The sequence below is a fragment of the Pseudoalteromonas sp. S327 genome (assembly GCF_005886415.1).
GTDB classification, from domain to species: Bacteria; Pseudomonadota; Gammaproteobacteria; order Enterobacterales; family Alteromonadaceae; genus Pseudoalteromonas; species Pseudoalteromonas atlantica.
Genome location: NZ_PNDP01000159.1, coordinates 1 through 268, shown reverse-complemented (window position 1 = coordinate 268; position 268 = coordinate 1). Strand labels below are relative to the sequence as shown.

The following is a 268-nucleotide window of genomic DNA, read 5'->3' as shown; positions in this document are numbered from 1 at the left end:
TCACCGGAAATAGTTTTGCCTCAACATGTGCTAACAATTCTTTGAAAGCAATTACGATATGAGCGCAGCTATTAATCTGTACGTTAAACAGGCTGTCGTCATTTTGGCTTGGCAGCGTAAAACCAAATGCCTCTAGGTAGTAATTTAAATGGTGTTTTTTAGCAAAGTCACACACCGTTTTCATAAAGTTTGCAGGCCCACAGCAGTATATATCTGGGTTTTCCCATACATTTACATGGCTAGTAATATCAACTTATTTCAAGCGAGT

1 pseudogene is annotated in these 268 nt (G+C 38.4%); it reads right to left on the bottom strand.

From position 1 onward, the window contains the following. Positions 1-184: pseudogene (locus CWB60_RS20550) on the bottom strand (hypothetical protein); the annotation flags it as partial. Positions 185-268 lie beyond the last annotated feature (84 nt).